Below are 20,459 nucleotides of genomic sequence, written 5' to 3'. Positions count from 1 at the left end.
TCAACGCGCAACGATCGCTCCACCATGGGGCATGAGCAGCCATCGCCTCCGCCTGGGCCGTCGTTCCATTGTCGGTCAGGTCTACGTTCTGACAACGACCACACATCTGCGCCGCCGGCTCTTTGAAAGCGAAGCTGCAGTGGCATGTGTAATCGACCAGTTTCATTACATCGAGCGGCGGGGGCTGGTGCAGTCACTCGCATGGGTCGTCATGCCGGATCACCTCCACTGGATGTTCGAGCTGCGTGCAGCTCACCTTCCAGACATTGCACGCCGAATGAAGTCGTCGAGCGCGCTTGCCCTGAATCGCCTACAGGGTCGTCGAAGTACGATCTGGCAGTCTGGCTACTTCGATCATGCCATGAGGGCGGAGGAGTCGCTCGCGCGGCAAGCCCTGTACATCCTCGGGAATCCGGTGCGCGCTGGTCTTGCTGGGCAGATTGGCGAGTACCCGCATGCGTGGTCGGTCTGGGCGTAATGCCGGCCAGCGGCCGGCACTACCCGTTGCGTTGAGGGCTGAGGAGTCGCTGGCGCGGCAAGCCCTGTACATCCTCGGGAATCCGGTGCGCGCTGGTCTTGCTGGGCAGATTGGCGAGTACCCGCATGCGTGGTCGGTCTGGGCGTAATGCCGGCCAGCGGCCGGCACTACCCGTTGCGTTGAGGGCTGAGGAGTCGCTGGCGCGGCAAGCCCTGTACATCCTCGGGAATCCGGTGCGCGCTGGTCTTGCTGGGCAGATTGGCGAGTACCCGCATGCGTGGTCGGTCTGGGCGTGATGCCGGCCAGCGACCGGCACTACCCGTTGCGTTGAGGGCTGAGAAGTCGCTGGCGCGGCAAGCCCTGTACATCCTCGGGAATCCGGTGCGCGCTGGTCCTGCTGGGCAGATTGGCGAGTACCCGCATGCGTGGTCGGTCTGGGCGTGATGCCGGCCAGCGGCCGGCACTACCCGTTGCGTTGAGGGCTGAGGAGTCGCTGGCGCGGCAAGCTCTGTACATCCTCGGGAATCCGGTGCGCGCTGGTCTTGCTGGGCAGATTGGCGAGTACCCGCATGCGTGGTCGGTCTGGGCGTAATGCCGGCCAGCGGCCGGCACTACCCGTTGCGTTGAGGGCTGAGGAGTCGCTGGCGCGGCAAGCTCTGTACATCCTCGGGAATCCGGTGCGCGCTGGTCTTGCTGGGCAGATTGGCGAGTACCCGCATGCGTGGTCGGTCTGGGCGTAATGCCGGCCAGCGGCCGGCACTACCCGTTGCGTTGAGGGCTGAGGAGTCGCTCGCGCGGCAAGCTCTGTACATCCTCGGGAATCCGGTGCGCGCTGGTCTTGCTGGGCAGATTGGCGAGTACCCGCATGCGTGGTCGGTCTGGGCGTAATGCCGGCCAGCGGCCGGCACTACCCGTTGCGTTGAGGGCTGAGGAGTCGCTGGCGCGGCAAGCTCTGTACATACTCGGGAATCCGGTGCGCGCTGGTCTTGCTGGGCAGATTGGCGAGTACCCGCATGCGTGGTCGGTCTGGGCGTAATGCCGGCCAGCGGCCGGCACTACCAGGCTTTCGAGCGAGACGGTTGCGGCAATGCCCGATGCAGTCAAGGCAGGGTCAGTCGGTAGACCAGCACGCGGTTGTCGTTGTCGTACGGGCTGTCGCAGGGCTGGCCCTGCATGCGGCAGTTGCGGGCGATGAAGTCGTTGTCGTTGCCGATCAGCAGCAGCACGTCGTTCGGATGCTGCGGGTCCAGCGCCGGCAGCACGTCCATGGCTTCCCACTTTTCCGAAAGCAGTCCGGCATGCGGGCCGCGCTTGGTATCCAGGTCCAGCCCGGCACGTGCGAGCTGGGGGCGGTCGAGCAGGTTCAGCAGTTCGTCGCAGCGTGCGGGTACGATGCCTGCCTTCAACGTGGTATCCGCTGGATCAGCCAGCACCGAGGCCGTGCCGGTTTCGTAGGTGCTGCCGGCCAGGTTGCTGGCTTCGGCCACATCCACCAGCAGCACCGACTTGTAGACGATCGGGTCGTCGCCATCCTTGCCCAGGCCGTTGCCATCACGGGCCAGCAGCAGGAAGCGGTGGGCATCCAGTGCGCGCAGCTCGCTCTGCGCGGCGGTGCGGTCCAGTTTGCCCTTGCCGTCGTGCGCATAGGCGGGCAAGGCCATCACGTAATGGCCGATCGGTTGCTGCGGCGTCGGCGAGGCCGTCACGTCGTAGACCAGCACGCGGGTGTTGATGCGCCCGGCCGCATTGCCTTGTGCGCTGTCCTGCAGCGTGGTGCTCTGCAGGGCCACGAACAGTCGGCTGCCGTCGGGCGACAGGCCCATGCCTTCCACGCCCTGGTTGTTGCGGCGGCCGCTCTGCGGTGGCGCAAGGGAACCGAACGCTGGCTTGCCCTCGCGCTGCGGCCTGATCGCGGGCGGTGCCACGATCACGCCCTGCAGCTGACCCTGCGCATCGAAGTAGTAGACGTTGGCGGTGTACTCGTCGCCGATGTAGAAATGGCCATCGGCGGTGAACTGCAGCGACTCGGCATCCAGCGAGACCTTGCCCGCGCCCGCGCCGCTGGCGGGCGAGGGTAGCACCACCTCGCGCTGCGTGATCGTGTGCTCACCCGGGTCGGCACCGGTGAACGGCTGACCGTTGAAGTCCTTCAGCACCACTCCCTTGTCCGGCACCATCGTCAGCGTACCGAGCGCACCGGGCTTTCCCCGGGTAACGTCGATGCGCAGCTGCATGCGCTCCACGCGTCCAGCGTAGTCGTAGAACAGGCCGGCCTCGGGATCGTTGCGGCCGCGGTCGGGCAGGGTCCAGAGCACGCCTTCGTAGCCGCTGGCGGTACGCTTCCAGCTGCCGGGCTGCACCGCCAGCGAAGAGAACGAGCCCAGCGTGTCGCCGAGGAAGTCCACCGTGCCCGCCGGCAGCCGCCCGGCGGCGACCAGGCCTTTATCCACGTAGGTACGACCGCCCAACTGCAGGGTGCGTGGCGGCGTACCACTGGCCTCATGTGGGGCGGAGTATCCGCTGGCGGAGAGGGTGGCCAGCAGCAGGGCGGTCGCGAACATCGGTGGACTCCGGGCGGTCGATCAGAAGCGAAGGTCGATCGTACCGAACACCTGGCGCGGTGCCGAGGCATGGAACACGTACAGCTTGCCGGCCGGGTCGCTGGGCGCGAACACGCTCGAATCCAGGTTGCTGGCGTAGCGCTTGTTGGTCAGGTTGGTCACGTTGAACGACAGGCGCATGCCCTTGGCGAAGCCGACCTGGCCGAAGTCGTAGCCGCCAGCCAGGTCGAACACGGTGAAGCCGCCGAAGCCCTGGTCGTTGGTGTAGGTGTAGAAGCGCTCGCCGGTGTACTTGCCACGCAGGCTGGCGAACCAGCCGTTGTCGCGCCAGGTGATCTCGGTGGCCAGCAGCTGCTTGGGCGTGTCGGTCTGGATCTTGCCCTTGATCTGCTGCTCGACACCGGCCTGTACGTAATTGGAGGCATAGGTCGAACGGTTCAGCGAGGCCGAGGTGTACCAGCTGAAATGCTCGTTCGGGGTCCACAGCACGGTCAGCTCGGCACCGCGGCTGTCGACGCCGCCCACGTTGTAGAAGCGGTTTCCGCAGGTCGGGCCGACCGGCTGGCGCGAGTCACAGGGGTTGTACTGCAGCAGGCGGTTGTCGAAGCGCACGCTGTAGGCCGCGATCGAGGCCTGCAGGGTATCGGTGACGAAGCGGTAGCCGGCTTCGAGTGAGCGCGACTCCTCCGGCTTCAGGTTGCCCTGCGCGTTCCAGGTGGCCTGGCTGACCGCTTGCGGACCGAGCTTGAAGCCGCCCTGGAACATGGCGATGTTCTCGGCATAGCTGGCGAAGAGTTCGTGGTGCTCGTTCAGGCGGAAGTTGGCGCCGATGCTGGGCAGGAAGTTCTTGCTGGCCTTCAACGAACCGGTGGCGAACTGGTTGTTCGAGGTCGGCGAGATCGGCGTCTTCGCGTCGCCCGGCAGTGCCTGTGCATCGGAGGTGGCGTGTGGGCTCTTGGCGCCGAACTCCAGGGTCAGGCGATCATCGAGCAGGCGCCAGGTGTCCTTCAGGAAGAACTGGTGGGTCTTCCAGCGGGTGCGCTGGGCGAACACGCCCACATCGGAGGGCAGGGTATTCATGCCGCTCAGGTCACGCGGGCCGTCCACGGCAGTCTGGTAGCGCTCGGCGCTGCTGGTGTTGCGCTCGTACCAGACGCCGCCTTCGATGCGGTGCGCGCCCAGCTCCCAGTCGAAGGACAGCGTGCCGCCGTCGCGGTCGATGGTATAGATGGTGTTGCGGAAGATGATCGGAATCTCCTGCGCGGTGCCTTTGTTCGACCACGCGCCGCTGTTCCAGTTGTGGCCTTCGCCACGGTCATCGTGGTGGTAGGCCAGGGCGCGCAGGCTGAAGCCATCGGCCAGGAAGAAGTCGCCGGCCAGGTAGTACAGGTTGTCATCGCGCAGGATCTGGCCGGCGGTGAAGGCACCGTCGGCATCCTTGTCCGGGCCGCTGCTGTCGCACTTCTTCGCATTGAAGCTGGCGGTGTTGCAGTAGGCCTTGGCCACCGCCTTGTTCCAGTCCGGCGCGTAGCCGCCCCAGTCCCAGCCCAGGCCGCGCGACATCTCGTCCTTGGACAGGTAGAAGTAGTCGGCCTGGGTGGTGCGCGAGGTATCGACAAAACCGGTGATCTGGCCGCGGCCAAAGTTCCAAACGCCCTTGGCGTTGAACTGCTTGGTGGTGGACTTGTTGTAGGCGGTCTGGTCGTTCCACAGATCGGAGGCGGCATTCATGCCGGAAACATAGCCGGAGAAGCCGTTGTACTCGCCGCTGTCCACGCGCACGAAGGTGCGGCGGTTGGCATCGCTGCCGAAGGTCTGCACCACGCGGCCGCCGAGTTCCTGGGCCGGGCGGTCGGAGGTATAGGAAATCGTGCCGCCGAGGTTGCTGGTGGACGGCGTACCGAGGCTGCCGATGCCCACCGCCAGTTCCGCGCCGGCCATGTTCTCGCTGATCAGCGCACGGTTGATGGTCAGGCCGTTGTAGTTGTTGTACGCACCATCGCCCAGCGGCACACCGTCCAGCGTGTATCCGAGGCGAGTGGAGTTGAAGCCGCGCAGGCTGAGGGTCATCGACTGCTCGTTGGTGCCCAGCGCATCGGCCGACTGCGCGTTGACGCCCGGCAGCAGGTTGAGCGTCTTCTGCAGGCTGGTGCCCGGCGGCAGGATGTCGAGGTTCTCGCGGGTGATGCGCTGCACCTGGCGCGCTTCACCGCTGCCGATCACCGAGACCGCATCGAGGGTGGTGGCGGAGGGCGTGCTGGAGGTCGGGGCAGCATCCTGCGCCCAGGCCGCGGGAGCGAGCGCGATCGACAGCGCAGCGGCCAACAAAGTCTTCGTCATGTTACGGACACTCAGGCAGGCACGAGCCACCGCACGGGCGCGGAGCTCATGGCGTTCAAAAGGGGAGACAACCGATGCGACCGGCGGGCGCTGCAGGCGCCGTGGGTCAACGTGAAAATGGTGCGCTAGACAGATGACTGTCTGGTGACATGTTCAGTTGTTGTGAGGCGCCTACCAGGACGGGTAGTGCCGGCCGCTGGCCGGCAGCCCGATGAACCTGCGGCTATCAATCAATTGCCGGCCAGCGGCCGGCACTACCAATCGGTGTTCAGCGCGGCTTGCGCGTGCGCTTCGGCTTCGCGGTATCGCCGCCGCTGGCGGCGCCATCCTGCAGCGCCTGCAACCAGGACAGGGTGTCCACGTAGTCGATGAAGTGGCGCAGGTAACCGGGGCTGGTTGCCTGCATGGTGTCCAGCATGCGCTGCACCAGCACCGCCGAGTTCAGCGGGCCGCCGTCGGCGGGGGCTTCGGTGCGCAGTGAGCGGCGCACCTGCAGCTCGCTGCGCAGCTCCGACCATTCGCGCTGCACCTGCTGCAGCATCGGCACGTGCGGGTAATGCGGCAGCGAGCGCGACCCCGCATCGAGGTCGCGCACCAGTGCGCGCAGGCCCTCCAGTGCGGGCGGCTTATTGGGCATCCGGGGCCTTGGGCTTGGGAATCGGCGCGATCTCCACGCGACGGTTGCGTGCGCGGCCGTCTTCGCTGGCATTGGAACTGACCGGCTGCTCGCTGCCGAACGCGGCGGCGAACACCGCGTCGGCCGGTACGCCATCGGCGATCAGGGTGCGGGTCACGGTCAGCGATCGCTGTGCGGACAGCTCCCAGTTGTCGGCGAAACGCCGGTTGCCTTCGCGCACCGGCGCGTCATCGGTGAAGCCGCTGACCATCAGGATCTCTTCGCGCGTGCCCAGGTAAGCGGCCAGCGGTGCGGCCAGGCTGCGCAGCAGCTCCTGGCCTTCCGGCTGCAGCTGGTCGGAGTTCAGCGCGAACAACACGCTGCCACTGATGCCGATGCGGCCGTCGACCAGGGTCACGCGACCGGCGGCCAATGGGCCGGCCAGCGCCTGTTCCAGCGTCTGCAGTCGCTTGGCTTCGGCCTGGCGCTGCTTCACTTCCTGGTCCAGCCGCTGCGACAGCTCCAGCTGCACGGCGACCACACCGACCAGTATCAGCACGAACGCACCCAGCAGCACCGACATCAGGTCGCCGAAGGCGGCCCAGATCGGGGCGTGCGAACCGCCGTCGACCTCCAGCTCGTCGCTCATGCGCTGCCGGCCTTGCCGCGGCGCGTGGCCAGCTGCTGCAGTTCTTCCATCACCTGCTTCTGCGACAGCAGGCTGAGGTCGACCACCTCGCGTGCCTGCGCCACGTAGTAGGCCAGCTGCTCGTCGCTGCGGGACAACGAGGCATCCAGTGCGCCGCCGATCTGTTCCAGGCGGCCGGACAACTCGGTGGAGGCGCTGCCGAACTGCGCGACCGCCTCACCGAAGGCGCCGGCCAACTGGCCAACGTCGCCCGCGCTGCCGCTGAGCGCTGCGGCAATGCCATCCAGCTTGCCGGTCTCGGCGGCGATATGGTCGGTGAAGCGGTTGCCGACGCGTTCCAGCAGCTCGGCCGAACCGCCGACCAGCGCGTCCACCGCGGTGCGCTGCTCGTGCGAAGCATGGTTGATCGCATCCAGCAGGGTCTGCACGGTGGCCAGCAGGCGGCCGCGCTCTTCCAGCATCGCGTTGTCGCGCACCAGGCTCTCGGAGAGCGTGCTGCGCAGCTCGTTGATGACGTCGGCGGCGGCCTTCGGCGCAGCGGCGGCGGTCTGCAGCAGGGTGGACACTTCCGCCAACGTGGCGCTGGCCTGGGCGCGACCGTTCTCGCCGATCTGCTGCGCGGTTGCCGCCAGCGTGTCGCAGACCTGCTGCTGCTGGGTGGCCAGGCGTTCGCCGTTGGCCTGCAGGCGCTCGGCCAGATCGGTGGAAACATGCTGCAGGGCATCGCTCCAGCGCTGCAGGCGCTGTTCGTCGCCGGCCTGCAGCTGGGCCTGCAGCGCGGCGTGGGCCTGCTGCAGTTCGGCACTGACCGCATCCCAGCGCGCCTGGCGCTGCTGCTCGCGGCTGTCCAGGCTGGCCTGCAGTTCGGCGTGCGCGGTGGCGGTGGCGGCCTGCGCGGCCTGCCACTGCTGCGAACGCTGCAGTTCGTGATCCTGCAGCAGCGCCTGGCTGGCGCTGTGGTGCTGTTCCAGTGCCTGCAGCAGCGCCTGCGCACGCGCGTCCAGATGCTCGCTGGCGTCCAGCAACGCCTGCTGCTGGCGTTCGACCAGCGCGGTATTCAATGCCTGCTGCTGTTCGGCGGCGGCGCGCCAGGCCTCGGCATTGCCGCTGGCATCGGCCTGCAGGCGCTCGCCGATGCGCGCGACCAGTGCTTCGGCCTGCGTGCCCTGGCCATCGCTGAAGGCCTGCAGGTGCTGACGCAGATCACTCACCAGCGCCTGTTGTGCCTGGGTCTGCTCGTTCACGACCTTGGCCCAGCTGGCTTCGGTGGCGACGCGGCTGCGCTCGAATCCGTCGCTCAGGCCAGACAACTGCTGCTGCACCGCCTGCTCGACACGGGCATGGAGTGCCTCACCATGGTGGGCGAGGCCGGCCAGCGTGGTTTCGGCCATCGGCTGCAGCGCGCCACCGATGGCAGCGGCACTGGCCTCGGCACCTTCGCGCAGCGACTGCTGCAGCGAGACGGCCAGGCGTTCCTGCAGCGCCTGGCTCTGGGTCAGGAACTCGGCCTGGCCGGCCAGCAGACGCTCATTGGCGGCCGCACTGTGCTGTTCGAAGGTGCTGGTCATCGCCTGCAGGCGGTCGACCAGCGCCGGCAGCGCGGCGGACTGTGCCTGCAACAGGCGCAGCGATTCGGCGCGCTGCCAGGCCTGCGAGTAGGGGTGCAGGTCGCCGGCAATGGCACGGTCCAGCTGCTGCACGGCCTGCAGGCGGTCACGGCGCAGCAGCGCCGCCAGCAGGCCGAGCATGGCCGAACTGGCAACACCGGCGATCGAGGTGCCGAACGCCACCGCCAGGCCCTGTACTGGCGACGCCAGCGAACCGCGGATGGCGGCCATGTCGGTTGCGCTCTGCAGGGCCAGGCCGGTGCCGCGCAGGGTGTCCATCATGCCCAGCAGGGTACCGAGCATGCCCAGCAGTACCAGCAGGCCAACCAGGTACGGGGTCAGCACCGGCGCGGGCAGGGCGGTGCGTTCGCCTTCCACGCGCAGACGCACGGCGTTGCGCAGGCCCATCGGCACGCGCTCCAGCCAGGGGGCAAGGCTTTCCTTCGCGCTGGACAGGTCACTCAGTGCGCTGCGCAGGCCGTTGCTGGCCTGGCGGTAGCGGTACAGCTCCACGCCACCGGCGATGTAGCAGGCCGCGATGATCGCCGCCACCGCTGCACCCAGCGGATGCACCGAAACGTAGCCAATGCCGATCCAGCACACGGCCAGCAGGCCGACAAGGAAAACAACGACATGGAAAGCAGTTCTGGACATGGTGTTCCGGTCAGTGGGAGCGCAGGGCGTCTTGCAGCCCTTCGATCGGGTGGAAGCGCAGCTGCAGCTCGGCAAGCAGCAGGGTGCGCATGTCATGGCGGAAGGCCGCGCGCCAGCCGGGCTGGCCGTGCACGCGTTCAAAACGGGCGCCGAGCACCGCCGGCGCAGTGGCCAGCAGGCTGTGCTCGCGCGGGGTGAGGGTCTGTTCCATCACCGCATCGACCTCGGCCAGCCGTGCCAGCTCGGGCGAAACTTGTACCAGCTGGTCGCGCAGGCGGCCGCGCAGTCGCCCGGTGGCGGTCTGGATGGCCTGCTGCAGCACCCGGTAGCGCTGGCGCAGCGAGGCGAAATTGGGTGCGGCGGCGGCTTCGGCCAGGTCCAGCAGGCGCTCGGCCTCGGCATCCTCGCTGATCGAGGCCAGCAGGCTGGCATGGGCCTGGGCGCAGTCGTCCAGCACATCCCGGGCCGCTTCGGCGGCCTCACCCGGCTCGGGCAGGCGCCCGCCCAAGGCCCCGGACAGGGCCACGGCACGGCTCCAGTCCACCCACTGGCCGAGGCGATCGGTCAGGGCGGGACTGCTGGCCGGCATCGCGCCGTCGCTGAGACGGGCGAGCAGGCGGAGGAATTCCGGTCCACCCAGGACCGGCTGCGCTGCTTTCGCCATCAAGGGGTGAGGGGCCAAAAACCGTTGATTTTACAACCAGATGACCCGGCCTGGATGAAGGCGGGGCCGGGGGGAGGGCACCCGCAGGCGCGACAGGGCTTAGAATGTCCGGCTGCACCCATCCGTTTGACCCTTGGAGTACCCAATGACTGTTGCGCAGTTCTACCCGATCGGCACCCCCGGACAGCCTTGGGGCGACGCGGAACGCGCACAGTGGCGGGCCCGCCAGCAGCGCCAGCGCAGCTACCACGACGACGTGGTGGCCGCGCTTGAACGCCTGGACGACAGCTTCGATGTGATCCAGTACGGCCAGCTGGACTACGCGCCGGACCATTACCCGCTGTTCGCCGTGGTCAACCACAACTGGAACCCGGCGCTGCCGACCGCGCTGATCACCGGCGGCGTGCATGGCTATGAGACCAGCGGCGTGCATGGCGCCCTGCAGTTCCTGGAACAGCAGGCCGAGCGTTACCTGGGCCGGTTGAACCTGATCGTGGCGCCGTGCGTCAGCCCGTGGGGCTACGAGCGCATCCAGCGCTGGAACCCGGATGCCATCGACCCGAACCGCAGCTTCCGTGACGGCGGCCAGATCGAGGAAGCCGCCGCGCTGATGCGCTGGGTGGCCGAGCGCAAGCCGAACCTGCTGGTGCACCTGGACCTGCACGAGACCACCGACAGCGACCTGCACGAGTTCGATCCGGCACGCTGCGCCCGCGACGGCAAGCCGTTCGAGCGCGACACCATTCCGGATGGCTTCTATGTGATCGGCAACAGCGAAGACCCGCAGGCCGAGTTCCAGAAGGCGTTGATCACCGCCGTCGCCCCGGTCACCCATATCGCCCCGGCCGACGCCGAGGGCAACCTGGTCGGCCTGCCGCTGCAGTCGCCGGGCGTGGTCTGGGGTGAGTCGCGTTCGATCGGCGCCTGCGCCGGCTTCACCGACGCGCGCTTTGCCACCACCACCGAGGTCTACCCGGACAGCCCGCGCACCAACCCGCAGGAATGCAACGACGCCCAGGTGGCGGCGGTGTGTGCGGGTCTGGATTTCGCCCTGGCCACGCAGTAATACCTCCGTCCAGGGGCGCGCCGGGTCATGCCCGGCGGCTCGGGCGTGAACTAGCCCAGCAGGATCACCCCCCACACCGTGCCGACCATCAGCAGTGCGGTGGTCTGTGCGGCGCTGCCCATGTCCTTGGCGTTCTTGGACAGTGGGTGGTGGTCAAGCGAGATGCGGTCGACCACCGCTTCGATGGCCGAGTTGAGCAGTTCCACCAGCAGGCTGATGAAGCAGACTGCCAGCACCACGGCGCGTTCGACCCGGCTGATGTCGAGCAGGAAGGCGGTGGCGATCAGCAGTGCATGCAGCAGCAACAGCTGCCGGAAGGCCGCTTCGCCACGGAAGGTGGCGATGAAGCCATCGCGCGAATGGATCAGCGTATGGAAGATGCGGCGAATCCCGGTCTTGCCGTGCGGGTACTTGCCGCTGTCCCTGGGGTGAGGTGGCTGCATGCCGGTCCTGCCATGAATTGACCTCACGACAGGATGTGCAGGCGGGCGTCGGGAAAGCGTCGGACGCCCGTTGGATTTTCCTTCAGCCGGCCTGGCGCTGCGCCTGGATGGTCTGGTCGAGGGCATCCAGATCATCCGTCGGCGAGGCCAGCCATGCCGGGTACGCCTCGGTCTCGACGAAGGCGGAGGAGCGCAGCACATCATCGAACGCCGGATTGTCCTTCTCCGCATGACGCAGCAGGCCGGACATCAGCCCGCAGATGCGGACGGCCGCCTTGAAGGCGCCCTGCAACGAACCGGCCGGCTCGGTGACCGTATTGAGGAAGGCCGCATAGGCCGGGCCATCGAAGACGAAGTCGTCGCGCTGCTGGAAGGCTTCGCCGCTGAGGTTGGCTTCGCCGGAGACGTGCCGCGAAAACCCCCAGGACCAGATGTCGAGGAAGCGGAGGTCATCCAGCATCCGGCGCGCATCGTCATCCAGTGGAACGGCACCAGACAGGGCGTGTTCCAGCGTGGCCGCTGCGAACGGTTCGGTGCCTTCGTGGGCCAGGAAATCGCTCAGGCAGCGCAGTGCACCGGGATGGTGTGTATCCAGTTGCAAGGCCCGGTAGATCACGCGGGCGCCTTCCACATGGCGGCCCTGGGCGATGAAGATGTTGAGCGCGTGGTGGGCGAGTTGGTCGGCGTTGAGATCGGCAATCCGGGTCATCGGGGTCTGGCTGGCGTGGACGGACGGTGGGCACCAGTCTGACAGATCACTCATTCGGCCGGGCTGCGTGAATCGCGGATCGAATAGATCACCGAGAAGATCTTCCAGCCCTGTTCGGTGCGGATCAGCTGCCACATCTCCTTGCCCCAGTTGGTCTTCACTCCATCGTCGTGGAAGCTGTAGTCAAACGACACCGAGGCTACATCGCCATCCGTCTCGATCTTCGTGTTGGAGAATGTCTCCTCCTTCGGTTTCGGCGAGGCCACCGCCCCGTCGATCAGTGCGATGAAGTTGTTGGCGGGAATCCGCCGCGCCTTGATCGCATCGGGCTTGGCCTTGCGGATGTCCTGCAGGCGCACATCCTCGGAGACGTACTGCCAGCCGATGTCTTCCGGTTTGTCCGAGAAGAACAGGCCCATGTAGGTCGGCTTGTCCTTGTTGATCAGCGAGGTGCGGAAGGACTCGACCACCTGTTCGATCGCCTTGACGTCGGCGGGTGCGTTCTGCGCGGCGTATGCCGGCAGGCACGCCGGGAGCAAAAGGGCGAGGGCGGCGAAGCGTGCACGTGCGTTAGGCATCATGGGGTCCTGGGGAGGAGTGAGGTGGCGCTAACGCATCACCGCGCGTAAGTTCGCCAGAAAAGCACGTGGTCTTCGGTCCTGTTGATGGCGACGAAGACTGATTTTCCGGATTCGGGCGCGCAGTGAAATACGCGGTACGACGCGCTGAGCGTCGCGTTGCCAGGCCACCAGTATCGATCGAACGCAACAGGATCGCTGTTGTTGAATGTGGTTGCCTGGCAATCCGCAGGCAGCTGCAGTGGTATCGCAGGGGGCTTGGTAAAGGCCAGCGCGCTGGTGTTTGAGTCGAGGTCGTGCACCTCGCGCAGGTTGGTCGCCTCGTGGGGCACCCAGCCGGGAATCCATCCCTTGTTCACCCTCTCGGAGTCGATGGCCTGCTGCAGGGTGTCGAACGAACTGTCCATCACCAGGCCGCAGGCGCATAGCGCGCTACAGACTGTCACGACGATGGCGCGCCTGGCCATTCCGGCGGGGCTAGTCATCGTCGTCCTCTTCTCCGGAAAGCAGCCTGCCCAGTTCTTCCGGTGGCAAGCGCTTGAACCGCTCTTCCAGTTTCCGATCGTACGGCCGGTCGTTGGGTTCGGTATGGCGCTGGGCCTTGCGCGCGTACTGCTGCATGAACAGGCCGATCTCCTGCGCGATCCTGTCCTTCCGGCTCTTGCCTGCCATCGACGGGCGTCCCTGTGTTCATCCTGAATCATCGGTCGGCGCACGCTAGCACGGATGCAGGGCGCTGCAACAGGCCCGCTTGCCGAGGTTTGACGTTGAAGAAGGTCTGCGCGGATGATGCGCGGGCGCGCGGCGCAGGAGGGGATCTGTCAATGAGGACACTGATGTGGGGGCTTGCCGGCCTGTTCGTGGCGTACGTTGCCGGTTGCTCGGCAATCTCGGCGTGGCATTCCCGCGCGCTTGCCTCGGTTCCGGCGGGGGCGGGCAAGGCCGAAGTACTCCGGGCGCTGGGGCAGCCTGACGTGGTGGAGCACGCCGGTGTTCCCTTTACCCGCTATGCCAGCAGGGGATGCAGTGGCCGCTGTGTGCAGCGATGGTGGTATGAGAACCGGCTGGGCCTGGATACCGAAGCCTGGTCGGTAGAGCTGGATGCTTCCGATCGCGTGCTCGCAACGTCGCGCTGGACATCACCGTAGAAGACCACGACGAGCGCATGCGCATCCATCGACCTTTCATCTTCATCGCAAGCCTGGCCCTCATGGCGTTGTGCGGGCTGATGGGCGTACTGGTGCTCATCTATGGCTTCAACGAGCAGGGCCTTCGCTGCGGCAGGTTGTGCTCACTGGAGATCTCCATCCGCCTGCTCTTTGGTGATCGCGGATTCGAAATGCTGGTGGCGATGGGGCTCTTTGCTGCGGCGTTGATGTGCGGGAGTATCGCACTGCGGCCCGGCATGAATGCCGGGCCGCCTCGCAAGCAGGTGCGGCGCCGTGGGCGCAAGTACCGACGATCGGGTCGGCCCCGGTCGTAAGGTGTCTGCAGCGGGCTAATTCGCCGCGTGTGGAGACGCAGCAAGTCGCTTCAGCGGTGCAGCGCGTCGATGATCAAACCGGTGGCGATCTCCACCAACAGGTACTCGTTATCGGACTGGCGCACCCAACGCCGGTCGCGGCCCGGCTCGCGCAGGTGATAGCGCGTGTAGTCGTCCACCCAGTAGCGGCGGTCCACTTCTGCCCATGGCAGGCGCTCGCCGCGACGCCAGGCCTTCTTCTGCCAGCCCGGCGGCGGTGCATCACGGTTGTGCGGGCCACCGGCGTGCGGCGGTGGCCCGTTGCCGCGCGCATGGTGCGGCGGATCGGCGAAGGCGGGTGCCGCAGCCAGTGCGGCAGCCGTGGTCAACGCAATGGCGAACAAGCGTGCAGTGTTCATCGCAACCTCCGGGCCTTGCCGCTGCATGCGGCGTGGTGCTGCGGAGTATGGATCAACGAATGTGAATACATTCCAGCGCCGTTCCACATGCACAGAAGTTCAGCCCGCTGGCGACTAAGGGCGAGCCGAGACCGATTGGATGGCCGAGACGACCGCCGCCGGATTCTCGCGATGGAGGTTGTGGCCGGTGTCCAGATAGCGATGCGAGCCTCGGGTGAATCCGGAGAAGAGCAGGGCGTGCTGGATCTTCCAGAGAGCCTTGCCCTGTGCGGTTTCTTCGAAGAAGAGCGGTTCGCTGGCGATCTGCGTGGCGGTGAGCAGCGCGACCGGTACATCCGGCATCGTCTGAGGTGTCTGCGCACCCGGCGCATCAAGCTGCTCGATGAGGATGGCGTAGTCGGCGACCATCGCAGGTGACAGCATGGCGCGCAGCGAGGTGTCGTCTGCCTGGATGCGTGCGGCATCGGCCTGCCTGAAGGCGTGCCGCTGCCCCATCGTGGCCGGATCGACCAGTACCAGGCCCTGCAGGCGATCGGGATGACGCCGCGCGAACTCGGTGGCGAGCAGTCCACCATAGGAGTGGCCGACCAGCACGACCTTGCGCCCCGGCGCGAGTGTATCGATGACAGCAGTAAGATCCGCCAGGTGTTCGTCGATGCGCTTGGGCTGGCCATTGCTGCCGGACTTTCCGAGGCCGGCGCGCGCGTACGCGATGCTGTGGTAGTCCTCTCCCAGCCCGGTGATCACATCCTTCCAGACGCCGGCACCCTGGCCGAACCCTGATTCAAAGACCACGGTGACCGCGCCGCTACCTGACTCCTGTGCCTGGAGCGCGTAGGCGCCGCGATCAACCGTGATCTCCCGCGCCGATACGCTGCCCATGGCCAGGAACAGTACCGCCAGCGCCCACAGCTTCACTCGGTTGCGTTTCATTCGACATCTCCGGGTCATGGAGGCGCGCCCGCCCTCCTGAATGAATCAGGCAAGGGAGCGAGGCCCGCCTGCCGACCCAGCGACAGGTCGTGCTGGTAATGTAGTGATGTAGTACACCATTCATACGTGCTGGAAGTCACGGGGGCGGCCCAGCCGCCGCCTCCGGCATGGCCGCCTCAGGCGCGCTCGCGTGCCTCATACCAGTCGCGCGACCGGTTCACGATCTTCACCACCGAAAGCATCACGGGGACTTCAATCAGCACCCCCACCACCGTAGCCAGCGCCGCACCGGAGTGGACACCGAACAGGCCCACGGCCGTCGCCACCGCCAGTTCGAAGAAGTTGCTGGCGCCGATCAGCGCCGACGGCCCGGCCACGCAGTGCGCCACACCCAGGCGCCGGTTGAGCAGGTAGGCCAGGCCGGAGGTGAAATAGACCTGGATCAGGATCGGGACCGCGATCAATGCGATCACCAGCGGCTGCTGGACGATCTGCTGGCCCTGGAACCCGAACAGCAGCACCAGCGTCAGCAGCAGCGCCGACAGTGACAGTGGCCCCAGCCGGCGCAGCGCCGCCTGCAGCCCGGGCTGGCCATGGCGCGACAGGAGCCAGCGCCGCAGCAACGCGGCCAGCAGCACCGGCGCCACGATGTACAGGCCGACCGACAGCAGCAACGTATCCCACGGTACGGTGATGGCCGAAAGCCCGAGCAGCAGCGCCACCACCGGCGCATAGGCCACCACCATGATCGCGTCGTTCAGTGCCACCTGGCTCAGCGTGAAGTTGGCATCGCCGCGGCACAGGTTGCTCCACACGAACACCATGGCCGTGCACGGCGCGGCGGCCAGCAGGATCAGGCCGGCGATGTAGCTGTCGATCTGGCCTGCGGGCAGCCAGTCCGCAAAGACGTGGCGCAGGAAGAGCCAGCCCAGCAGCGCCATCGAGAATGGCTTCACCGCCCAGTTGATGAACAGCGTCACCCCGATGCCTTTCCAGTGCTGCCCCAGCTGGCGCATCGCACCGAAATCCACCCGCAGCAGCATCGGGATGATCATCAGCCAGATCAGCACCGCCACCGGCAGGTTGACCCTGGCCGCTTCAGCTGCCGCCAGGGAGGCGAAAGCACCGGGCAGGAAGTGCCCGAGCAGCGTGCCGGTGATGATGCACAGCGCGACCCAGAGCGTCAGCTGGCGCTCGAACAGGCCCATGGGTGCCGCTGTGCTCATGGCGTGCGCGCTGCCGGCAGCAGGTGGCCGATCTGGTCCAGTGCCTGCTGCAGCACTCCGCGGTCTTGCCACACGTGCCCGGGCAGCGCCAGCAGGGCCTGCACGCGCGCCTTCACGATGGCATGCGCATGGGCGAAGGCGGCAGCCTTGTCGGCATCGCTGCCCTCTGCCTCGGCCGGGTCCGGCAGGCCCCAATGGCCGCGGATGAAGTCACCGAACACCACGGGGCAGGCTTCCGCTGCCGCCGCATCGCAGACGGTGATCACAAGATCCATGGGGGCGGCATCAGCGAACTCATCCCAGGATTTGCTGCGCAGTCCCCCGACCGGGATGCCTTCTGCGCGCAGCTGTGCAAGCGCGAACGGATTGACCTGGCCGGTCGGGTGGCTGCCGGCACTGTAGGCCGTGAAGCGGTCGCCGCCCCATGCGCGCAGGGTGGCTTCGGCCAGCACGCTGCGGGCGCTGTTGCCGGTGCAGAGAAACAGGATGGAGCGGGACATGAAGGCGTTTCCGTATCAGCAGCTGCAGGGATTGCCCGACGGCGTGCACTGTTCGCTGGGCGAACCGGCGCAGCAGTTGTGCGTGAGGTACTCGATCAAGCCGCTCATTGCGCCGAAATTCGCGCGGTAGCAGACGTGGCGGCCCTGGCTCTCGCTCTCGACCAGGCCGGCCTGTACCAGCTCCTTCAGGTGGAAGCTGAGGGTGGCGGGAGGAACCTGGAGCGCTGCGGCGATGTCGCCGGCCATGCGACCGGCCGGGCCGGCTTCGACCAGCAGGCGGAAGGCTGCCAGGCGGGTGGCGTGGCCGAGCGCGGTGAGCGCAGCGATTGCATTTGATGTTTCCATATTTCTAGAATAGTCGAATGAATAAGCCGATCACAAGTCCTTCGCTGCCCCATCTGAGGGAAGCCTCCCTTCCCCAGCCTGATCACCAGCGGTTGGCCGCCGAACGCCAGGGGCCGCCACGCATCCTGCTGATGTACGGCTCACTGCGGCCGCAATCGTTCAGCCGCAAGCTGGCACTGGAGGCCGAACGGCTGCTGCAGCATCTGGGCTGCGAAACGCGCGTGTTCGATCCACATGCCTTGCCGCTGCTGGACAGCGTGGACAAGGAGCACCCGGAAGTGCAGCGGCTGCGCGAGTGGTCGCACTGGTCGGAAGGGCAGGTGTGGGTCAGCCCGGAGCGGCACGGTACGGTGACCGGCGTGTTCAAGAACCAGATCGACTGGCTGCCACTGGAAGACGGCAGCGTGCGGCCGACCCAGGGCAGGACGCTGGCGGTGATGCAGGTCTGCGGCGGTTCGCAGTCGTTCAACACGGTCAATACGCTGCGGGTACTGGGCCGTTGGATGCGCATGTTGACCATTCCCAACCAGTCGTCGGTGGCCAAGGCCTGGCAGGAGTTCGACGAAGACGGACGGATGAAGCCCTCGCCCTACTACGATCGCGTGGTGGATGTGGTCGAAGAACTGGTGAAGTTCACGCTGCTCACCCGCGGCCGCGCCGACTACCTCGTGGACCGTTACAGCGAGCGCAAGGGCGATGCGTTGGCGGTGGAGCTGGCGCGGGCGGCGGGAGCGACCGGCATCTAAGGCGGATGCCGAATTGCGCGCGGTTCCTGCTCAGCTAGCCGGCGCGGGCTGCAGGGCCTCCAGCACGCGGCAGTCGGCCACGCGCCCACCGGGGCAATTGCCGATCATCCGCTGCAGTTCGCCCTGCAGCGCCTGCAGGTCGGCAATCCTGCGCGCGATGTCGGCAATGTGCGCCTTCACCACGTCATCCACCGAACTGCATTGGTGCTCGCGTTGTTCGCCGAAGGCGATCAGCTCGCGGATCTGCTCGATGGCGAACCCCAGCTCGCGCGCACGACGCACGAATGCCAGCCGCCGTTGGTCCTGTGCGTCGTAGCAGCGGTAGTTGCCCTGCGAGCGCAGCGGCGGCTGCAGCAGCCCGATCTTTTCGTAATAGCGGATGGTTTCTGCCTTGGTGCCGGTCTGGCGGGCCAACTGGCCGATGGTGAGTGGGGCTGTCATGGGCTTGACCTTGTAGGGGCTACAAGGTTGATAAAGGCAGCTCCCTTTCATTTCAAGCCCGGGCACGCCCGGCGGAGCGCCCCCATGGACCAGTGCTGCGGCCACAAACGCCAGGAGCTGGCATCGATAGCGCTGCACAGCGCTCAACGGCGGGTACTGGTGGCGGTGCTGGCAATCAACCTGGCGATGTTCTTCATCGAGTTCGGCGCGGGCCTTGCCGCGCGGTCCAGTGCCCTGCAGGCCGATGCGGTCGACATGCTGGGCGATGCCATCGTCTATGGCCTGAGCCTGTGGGCGGTAAACCGGGGCGCGCGCTGGGAAGCGGGCGCGGCGCTGGCCAAGGGCCTGCTGATCCTGGCCTTCTTCGTGTTCATCGTGTTCGAAGTGGCTGGCAAGCTGGTCAACGGCGTGCCACCGTCCAGCACGCTGATGCTGGTGTTCGGTGGCATTGCCCTGGTGGCGAACCTCACCTGCCTGGCGCTGCTATGGCGGTTCCGCAGGTTGAACATCAACATGAAGAGCACGTTCGAGTGCTCGCGCAATGACGTGGCCGCGAACCTGGGGGTGCTGGTGGCCGCAGGTGGCGTGGCCATGACCGGGCGCGGCTGGCCGGATATTGTCGTCGGCGCAGTGATCGCCCTGTTGTTCCTGAGGTCGGCAGTGAGCGTGATCGCTGAAGCGTGGCCGGCATGGCGGGCAGCACGCCACCAGTGACTCAGTTACGGTGATGCTTGCTTGGGCAGACTGCAACCTCTTGGCTGCGCTGATCGATCAGCACCACCGCTTCCTGCAGCGCATGGGCGCCCACCACCGCTTCCGGATAGCGATCGGACACCCGTACGTCCAGCCCCTGCAGCGCCAGGCCGCCAATCAACACGGGAACATCCAGTCGTGCACGTCCGCCATCGACCTCGCCGTGACTGAGGGTCAGTCGATCCCCGGTGGTCACTGCGGCACCGGATGCCTGCCGGAAGCGTGCAGTGGGCAGCACCATCGCGACGTTGGCGCCGGTGTCCAGCTGCGCCTCTGTGGTCACTGTTCCAATCTTCACCGGGATGCGGAAGGCGCGTGAGTAGGCGAGCGTGTCCGGTTGCGCGGGCAGGAGGTCGATGTCGCGGCGGAACTGCAGGCGCCGTTGGGGGTAATCGATGATCAGCACGCCATCAGCGAAGAATCCGCGCGCAAGGATGCCGTCGAACACTGCGTCTTTGGATTGCCGTGCGTTGTAGTCGCGGGTGAGCGCGGTCACGTCGCTGTGGCGCAGCCCGGCGAGCGCCAGGGCGTCGATGCGCACTGTGTCGGCCCGCGCTGTCTGCACGCCGTCGGAGTGGTGGGTGCTGGCGTCCGCAGGTAGCGTCAGTTTCCGCACCAGGCGGCTGTCCGCGCGGGCCATTCCGCTGGCGCCGGTATCGATGGCGAAGCGGTAGGGGCCGCTGCCGTTGACCTGCACCTGCACATGGATGCGCCCGTCGAAGACGTCGAAGGGAACGTCGATGATGCGCTCGCCCGGGCGGGCGGCGAGGGAACAGGCGCTCTCCAGCACGGGTGAGGCGAGGGTGGGCGCAGCGAACGGCCACAGAGTGAAGATGACAATGCTGCGCCAACGGCGAGTGCCGAGTGCGCTATGGCGGTGCGGGGGAATGCGCCTCATGATCCTGTTCCATGGGTGTCCAGGATCTTCTGATGCGTGAGGGATGCAGGCGGTTGCAGGTTTTTCCTGCTCCGCAGGCTGCTCCGAAAGCTGTCGCGGCAATCGGCTGGATCTGAAATCCTCGCGGGTGGAAATGTGACGGATGTCGCGGGCCTTGACTTGAATATGTCACCGTCTTCAACGATAAAGGCGGCATGTGGCACTGCCGCATTCCGGACCAGGGACGATCCGAAGCATGACGTGATGGCGCTCTACCCCCGCGTTCTCGTTCCCGCCGGCGCTGTGTTCGTCTCAGCTGGCAAATCGCCTCGGACGATCATCTGGACAAATGAGCCGTACGGGGAGTTGCTCGCAGATGTGCGGGAGCTATC

The 20,459-nt window shown here is 66.6% G+C and carries 24 protein-coding genes; 6 read left to right on the top strand and 18 right to left on the bottom strand.

Features of this window, described 5'->3' with window-relative positions; genetic code table 11:
* Positions 1-31: 31 nt before the first annotated feature.
* A complete protein-coding gene (locus AB1281_RS10555; protein WP_119006388.1) occupies positions 32-478 on the top strand; it encodes an REP-associated tyrosine transposase in 447 nt (148 codons plus the stop codon).
* Positions 479-1,578: 1,100 nt separating this feature from the next.
* Here the strand turns inward: AB1281_RS10555 and AB1281_RS10550 are convergent.
* The 6 genes from AB1281_RS10550 to AB1281_RS10525 form a co-directional block, all read right to left on the bottom strand.
* On the bottom strand, positions 1,579-3,039 hold the full coding sequence (locus AB1281_RS10550; RefSeq protein WP_430345852.1) for an esterase-like activity of phytase family protein: 1,461 nt from the start codon (positions 3,037-3,039) through the stop codon (positions 1,579-1,581).
* Between the two features lie 21 nt (positions 3,040-3,060).
* Positions 3,061-5,379, bottom strand: coding sequence for a TonB-dependent receptor (locus tag AB1281_RS10545; RefSeq protein WP_430345851.1), 2,319 nt, complete (start codon positions 5,377-5,379; stop codon positions 3,061-3,063).
* Between the two features lie 268 nt (positions 5,380-5,647).
* Positions 5,648-6,088, bottom strand: a complete 441-nt coding sequence (locus tag AB1281_RS10540; protein ID WP_430345850.1) for a DUF2894 domain-containing protein — start codon at positions 6,086-6,088, stop codon at positions 5,648-5,650.
* A complete protein-coding gene (locus tag AB1281_RS10535) occupies positions 6,006-6,644 on the bottom strand; it encodes an OmpA family protein (protein WP_430345849.1) in 639 nt (212 codons plus the stop codon). Before AB1281_RS10535 ends, AB1281_RS10540 begins: the two co-directional genes overlap by 83 nt.
* A complete protein-coding gene (locus AB1281_RS10530) occupies positions 6,641-8,905 on the bottom strand; it encodes a DUF802 domain-containing protein (RefSeq protein WP_430345848.1) in 2,265 nt (754 codons plus the stop codon). The genes AB1281_RS10535 and AB1281_RS10530 overlap by 4 nt, the downstream gene beginning before the upstream one ends.
* 10 nt (positions 8,906-8,915) lie before the next feature.
* Entirely contained in the window at positions 8,916-9,569 is a 654-nt protein-coding gene (locus tag AB1281_RS10525; protein ID WP_430345847.1) for a DUF3348 family protein, read from the bottom strand.
* A 145-nt stretch (positions 9,570-9,714) separates the two neighbouring features.
* Here AB1281_RS10525 and AB1281_RS10520 point away from each other — a divergent pair, with 145 nt between their 5' ends.
* Entirely contained in the window at positions 9,715-10,635 is a 921-nt protein-coding gene (locus AB1281_RS10520) for a M14 family metallopeptidase (protein WP_135968033.1), read from the top strand.
* A gap of 50 nt (positions 10,636-10,685) precedes the next feature.
* Here the strand turns inward: AB1281_RS10520 and AB1281_RS10515 are convergent, their stop codons facing one another.
* The 5 genes from AB1281_RS10515 to AB1281_RS10495 form a co-directional block, all read right to left on the bottom strand.
* The gene (locus AB1281_RS10515) at positions 10,686-11,078 is read right to left on the bottom strand and encodes a diacylglycerol kinase (RefSeq protein WP_012511296.1); all 393 of its coding nucleotides are present in this window, start codon (positions 11,076-11,078) and stop codon (positions 10,686-10,688) included.
* Between the two features lie 82 nt (positions 11,079-11,160).
* Positions 11,161-11,841, bottom strand: coding sequence for a hypothetical protein (locus AB1281_RS10510; RefSeq protein WP_430345846.1), 681 nt, complete (start codon positions 11,839-11,841; stop codon positions 11,161-11,163).
* Positions 11,838-12,368, bottom strand: a complete 531-nt coding sequence (locus tag AB1281_RS10505) for a nuclear transport factor 2 family protein (protein ID WP_101765611.1) — start codon at positions 12,366-12,368, stop codon at positions 11,838-11,840. The genes AB1281_RS10510 and AB1281_RS10505 overlap by 4 nt, the downstream gene beginning before the upstream one ends.
* 35 nt (positions 12,369-12,403) lie before the next feature.
* Positions 12,404-12,850, bottom strand: a complete 447-nt coding sequence (locus AB1281_RS10500) for a hypothetical protein (protein WP_430345845.1) — start codon at positions 12,848-12,850, stop codon at positions 12,404-12,406.
* A complete protein-coding gene (locus tag AB1281_RS10495; protein WP_430345844.1) occupies positions 12,843-13,037 on the bottom strand; it encodes a hypothetical protein in 195 nt (64 codons plus the stop codon). Before AB1281_RS10495 ends, AB1281_RS10500 begins: the two co-directional genes overlap by 8 nt.
* Before the next feature lie 95 nt (positions 13,038-13,132).
* Between AB1281_RS10495 and AB1281_RS10490 the strand changes: the two genes are divergently transcribed.
* Complete coding sequence (locus AB1281_RS10490; RefSeq protein WP_430345843.1) at positions 13,133-13,513, top strand: hypothetical protein; 381 nt, start codon at positions 13,133-13,135, stop codon at positions 13,511-13,513.
* A 17-nt stretch (positions 13,514-13,530) separates the two neighbouring features.
* Complete coding sequence (locus AB1281_RS10485; RefSeq protein WP_430345842.1) at positions 13,531-13,848, top strand: hypothetical protein; 318 nt, start codon at positions 13,531-13,533, stop codon at positions 13,846-13,848.
* Positions 13,849-13,898: 50 nt separating this feature from the next.
* Here AB1281_RS10485 and AB1281_RS10480 read toward each other — a convergent pair whose 3' ends face one another.
* The 5 genes from AB1281_RS10480 to AB1281_RS10460 form a co-directional block, all read right to left on the bottom strand.
* Positions 13,899-14,246: an RcnB family protein gene (locus tag AB1281_RS10480; RefSeq protein WP_430345841.1), complete on the bottom strand. Its 348-nt coding sequence runs from the start codon at positions 14,244-14,246 to the stop codon at positions 13,899-13,901.
* Positions 14,247-14,360: 114 nt separating this feature from the next.
* Positions 14,361-15,179, bottom strand: coding sequence for an alpha/beta fold hydrolase (locus AB1281_RS10475; RefSeq protein WP_430345840.1), 819 nt, complete (start codon positions 15,177-15,179; stop codon positions 14,361-14,363).
* Between the two features lie 176 nt (positions 15,180-15,355).
* On the bottom strand, positions 15,356-16,387 hold the full coding sequence (arsB, locus tag AB1281_RS10470; protein ID WP_430346991.1) for an ACR3 family arsenite efflux transporter: 1,032 nt from the start codon (positions 16,385-16,387) through the stop codon (positions 15,356-15,358).
* Positions 16,388-16,401: 14 nt separating this feature from the next.
* Positions 16,402-16,905, bottom strand: a complete 504-nt coding sequence (locus AB1281_RS10465) for an arsenate reductase ArsC (RefSeq protein ID WP_430345839.1) — start codon at positions 16,903-16,905, stop codon at positions 16,402-16,404.
* 15 nt (positions 16,906-16,920) lie between these two features.
* Positions 16,921-17,250, bottom strand: coding sequence for an ArsR/SmtB family transcription factor (locus AB1281_RS10460; RefSeq protein WP_430345838.1), 330 nt, complete (start codon positions 17,248-17,250; stop codon positions 16,921-16,923).
* Between the two features lie 17 nt (positions 17,251-17,267).
* Between AB1281_RS10460 and arsH the strand changes: the two genes are divergently transcribed.
* Entirely contained in the window at positions 17,268-17,996 is a 729-nt protein-coding gene (gene arsH / locus AB1281_RS10455) for an arsenical resistance protein ArsH (RefSeq protein ID WP_430345837.1), read from the top strand.
* A 30-nt stretch (positions 17,997-18,026) separates the two neighbouring features.
* Here the strand turns inward: arsH and AB1281_RS10450 are convergent, their stop codons facing one another.
* Entirely contained in the window at positions 18,027-18,437 is a 411-nt protein-coding gene (locus AB1281_RS10450; RefSeq protein WP_135968040.1) for a MerR family transcriptional regulator, read from the bottom strand.
* Positions 18,438-18,521: 84 nt separating this feature from the next.
* On the opposite strand from AB1281_RS10450, the gene AB1281_RS10445 reads away from it, so the two are divergent.
* Complete coding sequence (locus AB1281_RS10445) at positions 18,522-19,151, top strand: cation transporter (RefSeq protein WP_119006378.1); 630 nt, start codon at positions 18,522-18,524, stop codon at positions 19,149-19,151.
* Between the two features lies 1 nt (position 19,152).
* On the opposite strand, the gene AB1281_RS10440 is transcribed toward AB1281_RS10445, so the two are convergent.
* Positions 19,153-20,088 (bottom strand): aspartyl protease family protein, encoded by a 936-nt coding sequence (locus AB1281_RS10440; protein WP_430345836.1) that lies wholly within the window; start codon positions 20,086-20,088, stop codon positions 19,153-19,155.
* Between the last annotated feature and the right edge of the window lie 371 nt (positions 20,089-20,459).

Source organism: Stenotrophomonas sp. NRRL B-14846, from assembly GCF_050473585.1.
GTDB lineage: Bacteria > Pseudomonadota > Gammaproteobacteria > Xanthomonadales > Xanthomonadaceae > Stenotrophomonas.
Note: the sequence above shows the minus strand (reverse complement) of the source record. Positions and strands in the feature narration are given on the sequence as shown.

Bases quoted from the DNA above. Each gene is read 5' to 3' on its own strand.
- AB1281_RS10555 (WP_119006388.1), top strand. From the start codon at position 32: ATGAGCAGCCATCGCCTCCGCCTGGGCCGTCGTTCCATTGTCGGTCAG.
- AB1281_RS10550 (WP_430345852.1), bottom strand. From the start codon at position 3,039: ATGTTCGCGACCGCCCTGCTGCTGGCCACCCTCTCCGCCAGCGGATAC.
- AB1281_RS10545 (WP_430345851.1), bottom strand. From the start codon at position 5,379: ATGACGAAGACTTTGTTGGCCGCTGCGCTGTCGATCGCGCTCGCTCCC.
- AB1281_RS10540 (WP_430345850.1), bottom strand. From the start codon at position 6,088: ATGCCAGCGAAGACGGCCGCGCACGCAACCGTCGCGTGGAGATCGCGC.
- AB1281_RS10535 (WP_430345849.1), bottom strand. From the start codon at position 6,644: ATGAGCGACGAGCTGGAGGTCGACGGCGGTTCGCACGCCCCGATCTGG.
- AB1281_RS10530 (WP_430345848.1), bottom strand. From the start codon at position 8,905: ATGTCCAGAACTGCTTTCCATGTCGTTGTTTTCCTTGTCGGCCTGCTG.
- AB1281_RS10525 (WP_430345847.1), bottom strand. From the start codon at position 9,569: ATGGCGAAAGCAGCGCAGCCGGTCCTGGGTGGACCGGAATTCCTCCGC.
- AB1281_RS10520 (WP_135968033.1), top strand. From the start codon at position 9,715: ATGACTGTTGCGCAGTTCTACCCGATCGGCACCCCCGGACAGCCTTGG.
- AB1281_RS10515 (WP_012511296.1), bottom strand. From the start codon at position 11,078: ATGCAGCCACCTCACCCCAGGGACAGCGGCAAGTACCCGCACGGCAAG.
- AB1281_RS10510 (WP_430345846.1), bottom strand. From the start codon at position 11,841: ATGAGTGATCTGTCAGACTGGTGCCCACCGTCCGTCCACGCCAGCCAG.
- AB1281_RS10505 (WP_101765611.1), bottom strand. From the start codon at position 12,368: ATGATGCCTAACGCACGTGCACGCTTCGCCGCCCTCGCCCTTTTGCTC.
- AB1281_RS10500 (WP_430345845.1), bottom strand. From the start codon at position 12,850: ATGACTAGCCCCGCCGGAATGGCCAGGCGCGCCATCGTCGTGACAGTC.
- AB1281_RS10495 (WP_430345844.1), bottom strand. From the start codon at position 13,037: ATGGCAGGCAAGAGCCGGAAGGACAGGATCGCGCAGGAGATCGGCCTG.
- AB1281_RS10485 (WP_430345842.1), top strand. From the start codon at position 13,531: ATGCGCATCCATCGACCTTTCATCTTCATCGCAAGCCTGGCCCTCATG.
- AB1281_RS10480 (WP_430345841.1), bottom strand. From the start codon at position 14,246: ATGAACACTGCACGCTTGTTCGCCATTGCGTTGACCACGGCTGCCGCA.
- AB1281_RS10475 (WP_430345840.1), bottom strand. From the start codon at position 15,179: ATGAAACGCAACCGAGTGAAGCTGTGGGCGCTGGCGGTACTGTTCCTG.
- arsB (WP_430346991.1), bottom strand. From the start codon at position 16,387: ATGGGCCTGTTCGAGCGCCAGCTGACGCTCTGGGTCGCGCTGTGCATC.
- AB1281_RS10465 (WP_430345839.1), bottom strand. From the start codon at position 16,905: ATGTCCCGCTCCATCCTGTTTCTCTGCACCGGCAACAGCGCCCGCAGC.
- AB1281_RS10460 (WP_430345838.1), bottom strand. From the start codon at position 17,250: ATGGAAACATCAAATGCAATCGCTGCGCTCACCGCGCTCGGCCACGCC.
- arsH (WP_430345837.1), top strand. From the start codon at position 17,268: ATGAATAAGCCGATCACAAGTCCTTCGCTGCCCCATCTGAGGGAAGCC.
- AB1281_RS10450 (WP_135968040.1), bottom strand. From the start codon at position 18,437: ATGACAGCCCCACTCACCATCGGCCAGTTGGCCCGCCAGACCGGCACC.
- AB1281_RS10445 (WP_119006378.1), top strand. From the start codon at position 18,522: ATGGACCAGTGCTGCGGCCACAAACGCCAGGAGCTGGCATCGATAGCG.
- AB1281_RS10440 (WP_430345836.1), bottom strand. From the start codon at position 20,088: ATGAGGCGCATTCCCCCGCACCGCCATAGCGCACTCGGCACTCGCCGT.